Source organism: bacterium, from assembly GCA_021372775.1.
Lineage (GTDB): Bacteria > Acidobacteriota > Polarisedimenticolia > J045 > J045 > JAJFTU01.
This window is the reverse complement of sequence record JAJFTU010000489.1, coordinates 1-4,855: the sequence shown is the minus strand read 5'-3', so window position 1 is coordinate 4,855 and position 4,855 is coordinate 1. Positions and strand designations below refer to the sequence as shown.

Below are 4,855 nucleotides of genomic sequence, written 5' to 3'. Positions count from 1 at the left end.
CCTCGCGGATCGCGGCCGCCTTCACGGCGCTCGGCGGGAAGGTCACGCCGTCGTTCCCTTCGAGCGAGCAGATCTCGCGGAAGACAGTCTCGAGCCGCGGCGCCTCCGGCGAACCGAAACCCAGAAGGTCGGCGTCGCGCGTCGGGCGATGCGGGACGTCGAACCAGAGCTCGAACAGCAGCGCGCCCTTCAGCAGGAACTGATCGGCGTGGGGCGAGACGCTCATGCGGTACAGCAGGCGCTCCAACGCGTAGCGGAGCAGGACCAGGCCGAACTCCTGGTTCCTTTCCCGCGCAAGCCTGAGCAGGCGCGCACGCACCGACGCGGCCACGTTGCGTCGCTTCACGACAGGCTCTCCAGATACGGGCGCATCACGTTGGCCACGTGACGGAGCTCGGCGCAACGCCAGAGCTCGTCCATGCCGACGCGCCGGGCGCGCCACGCCTCGCGCAGCGCCTCCAGCGCGACGTCGAGGCCGATCTTGTTGCGGAACTTGAAGCAGTCCGCCACCGTGCGCGCGACGCTCGTGACGCGCACCGCCACGCCGTCGACGATGTGTTCCTCGACGCCTTCGGTCAGCGCGGCGCCTGAAAACCGGGCGACGCGCAGCGGCGGATAATCCAGCCTCGGCGCACGCGCCTTGTTCGGCACGGCGAGCCAGACGGCGAACGACGTCTGCGTCGTGAGTTCGTGGAACTGCAGCGCGGAGAGAAGGCAGATGATCGCCTGCGGCTGCCAGCTCGCCACCTCGGCCAGAGCGCCGTTCGCGGACATCGGTCGCCCCGGGATCGAGTAGAGGCCGCGGCCGACCCGCTCGAGCAGACCGCACCGGACCAGGCGCGTGAGCGCGACGCGGGGGATCCGCTCCGCGGCGAGGTCGCGTGGGCGGATGAACGCGCGCGTGCGGGCAAGATCCAGAATCCGTTCGCGCGAACTCTTCATGACGTCATCATGTTTCGTGTCGTCGGTATTTGTCAATGCCTACCGACAAAACGGAACTTCGTCCGACGACGCCTCCGTCGGTTGCAGCCAGCCGGAAGCGAGCGCTGCGGCGCGGGAAACGGTCGGTGCGGCGGCGGTCCGACCGACGGCGCAGCGGCGCCGCCCCGGGCGCCGGGCGCGGCGTTATGCTTCGGCCGTCGTCGCCGGGAGGGGGATCATGCGCATCATGTTCGCCGCCGCGCTCGCCGCGGCATCGCTCGCGCCCGCGTTCGCCGTCGCCGCCGAAGACGCCGGCTGGTCGCCGAGCGCCGAACTCAAGGCGCTCGGGAAAGAGCGTCGCCCGGAGTGCGTCGAGTGGTACGAATGCGGCGCGGGGCTGGAAGAGGCCCTTTGGCGGGCGACGGTCGCCGGCCGTTCCCTCGACGAAGCGGTCGGCGAGATCGCCGCGCGTTTCGGCGTCGCGCGGGAGACGGCGGCCGACCTCGTCGAGGCGACGCTGATCGTCCACAAGATCGGCCACACGGGCGAGGACTCCGTCCCCACCTCGGTCCCCGCACGGCGCGCGAAATCGGCGATCTGGCGGGCGTACCGGAGGGAACCCGCGGCCGACGCCGTCGTGCGACAGGTCGGATGGGTCCTCTTGAGGATCGGATCGCACTCCATCGACGACGACGTCGCCCTCGCGGAGATCAGGGCGAGCGCGGACCCGACGCCGCTCGTCGTCCACCTGCAGCGGCTCGAGTGGGGACGGGTTCCGTTCGGCGACGCGTCGCTCCGCGTCGCGCTCGAACGACATCCAGGCGCTCCGGTCTTGCTGCTGCTGGAGGCGGAGGCCAACCGTTTCGATTTCTGTCTCTCGGCCGCCTGGGCCCGCGCGGCGCTCGACGCGGCCTTGGCCGCGGGCGTGCGCGACGGCGCGTTTCTCGCCGCGGCCCGCAACCGGCTCCTTGCGGCGCTCTTGGCGGCGGGTCTTCAACGCGAGGCGGCGGCGGCGTTCGCCGCCATTCCGTCCGCGGAGCGGGAGGCCGTCCTGATCTTCGAATCGAAGGAGCAGGAAGGCCACGTGGATAGACTGGAGTTCGGCGTACGGCTCACCCCCTTGCGCGCGGAGCTGGCCGCGGCGCTGTTTCTCGAGGGGGACCGCGACCTCGCGCGACGGATCGCGGCGGCCCCGCCGGCGTCTACAAAGCCCGGCGAGCGTCCGGACGAGGATCTTCAGTCGCTGGAACTTGTCCGGGACGTGATCGACCACCTGTCCGGCGAGGCGCCCGGCGAAGCGTTCGACACCCTTGATCATGCGGTCGTTGCAAGGAGCGCTTTCTTGTCACGCGCCGAGCGGCCCCGTCGACGGCTCTTCGCCCGCCTCGCGCGGCAAAGCGGCTACGACGAATTCGTCCGCGAACTGCTCCCCGACGCGGATTCGTCGGCGGCGCCGAGCGAAGGCCTCCCCGAACGGCTCGCGGCGCAGGTCGCTGCCTGTCGGACGCAAGCGGCGCAGGCCGACGCGGACGCGGCGCGGCAATTCGGCGCGGGCCCGACGAAGAGCGACGCGGACCCCGCGGCGGAACTGATCGCACGACGTCTCGCGGCGCCGCCGCTGCACGTCTTCTCCGAGCGCCCGCTGCCCGCGAACGTCGCACCGTGGAATCCGGCGGACAAGGAGCGCGCCCAGCTCACGACCGCGCTCGAGCGGTGGAAGCTGCCGGGGCTCTTTCCGGTGCGCGTCGAACGAGACGGCCGGCGGGTGACCGCGATCGGGCTTGCTCAAGACTACGACCCCGTGGGCGAGATTTCCGGCGGCGCGTACTGGATCGTCCGCTCGGAAGACGGCGGGAAGACCTGGGGCCGTCCCCTCTACACCGGCCTGCGGACGATGCAGCCGTATTCGATCCGCTCGTTCTCCCGCCTGCCGCTCGTCGCCGGCGACCATCTGCACATCGAGGCGGACATCCGCGAGCTGGACACGAGCGTGATTTCCTTGCCGCCCATTTCGCGCTCCTTCAAGCGGGAGCAGTCGGGGTTGTACCTCGACGCCGCGTGGGCCGACCTCGAGCGGGACAGCGACGGCGACGGGCTGACCGACCTGGCCGAGGAGCGACTGCTGACCGACCCGCTCGTCGCGGACAGCGACGGCGACGGCATTCCCGACGGGGCCGATCCCTTGCCCCACGTCGCGGGCTCGGCCAAGCCGTCCTTGCGCGGGGAAGTGATCGCCGCGGCACTGGCCGCCGCTTCCGACGACGGAGCGCTGAAGCCGATCTTGACCGGCGATCCGGGCGGGCAGGACGCGGCCGGGACGGACTCGTCCGCGATGCGCCTCGACGGCGTGGCCTTGACGTCCCGCAGGACGACGTTCATCGAAGGCGACCGCCGGGACTTCGCCGGGCTGTCGTTCGGCGGGCGCGTCGTCGTTCTCGCTCCCGCGGAAGCCGAGCTCGCGCGGAAGCGGTTCGGCGTCCACTTCCCCGCGTTGATCAAGGTCTTCGTCGATCACTCCGGGACGAAGGCGCTCGTGATCTGGAACGCGCAGTGGTACGGCGAGACGCTCCGCCTGCGGAAGGAAGGCGGGAAGTGGAAGAGCGAGCAGGTCAGCTCCTGGATCACGTGACGCGGTCGTCGCCGCGGCGGCGGGGCTGCGGCGGCGGCGATCGACGGCGCGACGAGCGAAGCGACGAACCGCGCGTGTCCGAACTGATGGACGGCTTGATCGGCGCCCCGCCTTCGCGCCGCCCGCGCCTCAGCGGAGCTCGTCGCGGCGCGCCAGCAGCCGATCGAACTCCGCCTCGAGGACGGGGTGGACGCCGCGCACGCCGGCGACGACCAGCGCCGCCCAGTCGAAGTAGGCGCGCTTCCGCTCCGCCGTCCAGTCCGCCGGGGGCGCGGCGAGGATGTCCCGCAGGTTGCAGATCTTGTCGGCGAGCTTGACCAGCTTCGCCTCGCGCGAGATGCGCGCCGCGCGCTCGATCTGCCGCCGCTTGCGCTCCGCCTTCTCCAGCGACATGTCGTCGGTCACCTCGCCCACGACCGAGGCGATCTTCGGCCCGAAGGCGGCCTCGAGTTCGGCGGGCGTGGTCGCGGTGTCCTCGACGGTGTCGTGCAGCGCGGCCGCGCAGAGAACGGTCGGGTCGGCGACGCCGCCCTCGTTCGCCAGCACGTCGGCCACGGCGATCGGATGGTTGATGTAGGGAGACGACTCGGCGTCGTCGCGCCGCTGCCTCCGGTGCCTCTCCGCCGCGAACGCCACGGCCCGAACGAAGATCCCCAGCGAGTCCCCCGTCCCGTCCATGTATTCCCCCCTCGACGTCGAACGCCCGTCCGCCGCCCGGATCGGCGACGCGGCGATTGTATTCGATCGGCCGCGGGCTGCCGGCTCGCGGAACGTCGCCAGGCCGTTCGCGCGGAAACAAGAAACCCCGGCCGCCCGGGCCGGGGTCTTGGATGGTGGTGGAGGCGGCGGGAATCGAACCCGCGTCCGAGATTGGTCCACGACAGGCTTCTACACGCTTAGCCGCTTCGTTTGGATCTCGCTTTCGGCGCGCCGAAGGGCAGGCTCGCCGTCCGCCAGCCCGTTGGTCTCGCCTTCCGCCGCCGGGCCAGCGACGGAATGGCCAGCCCGCGTCCAATGACGCCCGGAACCGCCGCCCACGGGCGGGCGGCGGAGGACGGACTGCTTAGTTTAGTTAAGCAGCCAGAGGAAGTTCAGTGTTGGCGCTTAGTTTAAGCGTCCCGGTGTTTAACGAGGAACCAGGAACCTCGGCGTGCCGCCTGCGCTTTCCGAACCCCGTCGAGTCCATTCGCCCCCGAGCGAGATCCGCGCCGACACTTCCTCTACGCGGTGATTATGGGATTCCCGCCCCGGCGCAGGCAAGCGGCCGCGCGGAGGAAGTTTCGGGACGCGCCCGCTCCGCGCCGC

General features: G+C 71.1%; 4 protein-coding genes and 1 other RNA gene. 1 reads left to right on the top strand and 4 read right to left on the bottom strand.

The annotated features are described in order from the left end of the window. On the bottom strand, window positions 1–346 hold a 346-nt coding region (locus tag LLG88_16740), incomplete at its 3' end, for a nucleotidyl transferase AbiEii/AbiGii toxin family protein (protein ID MCE5248555.1). Then, on the bottom strand, window positions 343–942 hold the full coding sequence (locus LLG88_16735) for a type IV toxin-antitoxin system AbiEi family antitoxin domain-containing protein (protein ID MCE5248554.1): 600 nt from the start codon (window positions 940–942) through the stop codon (window positions 343–345). The genes LLG88_16740 and LLG88_16735, both read right to left, overlap by 4 nt. Window positions 943–1,159: 217 nt before the next feature. On the opposite strand from LLG88_16735, the gene LLG88_16730 reads away from it, so the two are divergent. After that, complete coding sequence (locus tag LLG88_16730) at window positions 1,160–3,550, top strand: thrombospondin type 3 repeat-containing protein (GenBank protein ID MCE5248553.1); 2,391 nt, start codon at window positions 1,160–1,162, stop codon at window positions 3,548–3,550. 129 nt (window positions 3,551–3,679) lie between these two features. On the opposite strand, the gene LLG88_16725 is transcribed toward LLG88_16730, so the two are convergent. Both LLG88_16725 and ssrA read right to left on the bottom strand, forming a co-directional pair. Beyond that, window positions 3,680–4,207 carry an HD domain-containing protein gene (locus tag LLG88_16725; protein ID MCE5248552.1) on the bottom strand — a complete coding sequence of 176 codons (528 nt, stop codon included), beginning with the start codon at window positions 4,205–4,207 and terminating at the stop codon, window positions 3,680–3,682. 177 nt (window positions 4,208–4,384) lie between these two features. Further along, window positions 4,385–4,744, bottom strand: a transfer-messenger RNA (tmRNA) gene (ssrA, locus tag LLG88_16720). Window positions 4,745–4,855: the final 111 nt, after the last annotated feature.

Coding starts and splice junctions, on each gene's coding strand:
- LLG88_16735 (MCE5248554.1), bottom strand. CDS start 942: ATGAAGAGTTCGCGCGAACGGATTCTGGATCTTGCCCGCACGCGCGCG.
- LLG88_16730 (MCE5248553.1), top strand. CDS start 1,160: ATGCGCATCATGTTCGCCGCCGCGCTCGCCGCGGCATCGCTCGCGCCC.